This window comes from Nonomuraea rhodomycinica (assembly GCF_013363995.1).
In the GTDB taxonomy this organism is placed as follows: Bacteria; Actinomycetota; Actinomycetes; order Streptosporangiales; family Streptosporangiaceae; genus Nonomuraea; species Nonomuraea rhodomycinica.
The window spans coordinates 1-1169 of the sequence record NZ_JABWGO010000033.1 but is presented as its reverse complement, the minus strand read 5'-3'; the positions used below and the strand labels follow the sequence as shown (position 1 = coordinate 1169).

Below are 1169 nucleotides of genomic sequence, written 5' to 3'. Positions count from 1 at the left end.
GCCAAGTACCTGTTCCGGATCGCGCGGATCATCCAGGAGCGCTCGCGCGAGCTGGCGGTGCTGGAGTCGCTGGACAACGGCAAGCCGATCCGCGAGTCGCGGGACGTGGACCTGCCGCTGGTGGCGGCGCACTTCTTCTACTACGCCGGCTGGGCCGACAAGCTGGAGTACGCGGGCTTCGGGACCAAGCCGCTGGGGGTGGCCGGGCAGGTCATCCCGTGGAACTTCCCGCTGCTGATGCTGGCCTGGAAGGTCGCGCCGGCGCTGGCCTGCGGTAACACGGTGGTGCTCAAGCCGGCCGAGACGACGCCGCTGACCGCGCTGCTGTTCGCCGAGATCTGCCGGCAGGCCGAGCTGCCGCCGGGCGTGGTCAACATCGTGACCGGGGCGGGGGAGACCGGCGCGGCGGTGGTGGCGCATCCCGAGGTGGACAAGGTGGCCTTCACCGGCTCGACCGAGGTGGGCCGGCTGATCGCGCGGGCGGTCGCGGGCACCGGCAAGAAGCTGACGCTGGAGCTGGGCGGCAAGGCGGCCAACATCGTCTTCGACGACGCGCCGATCGACCAGGCGGTGGAGGGGATCGTCAACGGGATCTTCTTCAACCAGGGGCACGTGTGCTGCGCCGGGTCGCGGCTGCTGGTGCAGGAGTCGGTGCAGGAGGAGCTGCTGGCCGCGCTCAAGCGGCGGCTGGGCACGCTGCGGCTGGGCGACCCGCTGGACAAGAACACCGACATCGGCGCGATCAACTCGGCCGAGCAGCTCGCCAAGATCCGCGAGCTGTCGCAGATCGGGGAGTCGGAGGGCGCCGAGCGCTGGTCGCCCGGGTGCGAGCTGCCCGAGCGGGGGTTCTGGTTCCCGCCCACGATCTTCACGGGGGTGGCGCAGTCGCACACGATCGCCCGGGACGAGATCTTCGGTCCGGTGCTGTCGGTGCTGACCTTCCGCACTCCGGCGGAGGCGGTGGAGAAGGCCAACAACACGCCGTACGGGCTGTCGGCCGGCGTGTGGACCGAGAAGGGCTCGCGCATCCTGTGGATGGCCGAGCGGCTGCGGGCCGGCGTGGTGTGGGCCAACACGTTCAACAAGTTCGACCCGGTCTCGCCGTTCGGCGGCTACAAGGAGTCCGGCTACGGCCGCGAAGGCGGTCTTCACGGGCTGGAGGCGTACCT

The 1169-nt window shown here is 70.6% G+C and carries 1 protein-coding gene; it reads left to right on the top strand.

What is annotated here, in order from left to right; genetic code table 11:
* Nucleotides 1-1169 (top strand): aldehyde dehydrogenase family protein (locus HT134_RS44290; protein WP_175606504.1); only part of this gene is annotated, 1169 nt, incomplete at both ends.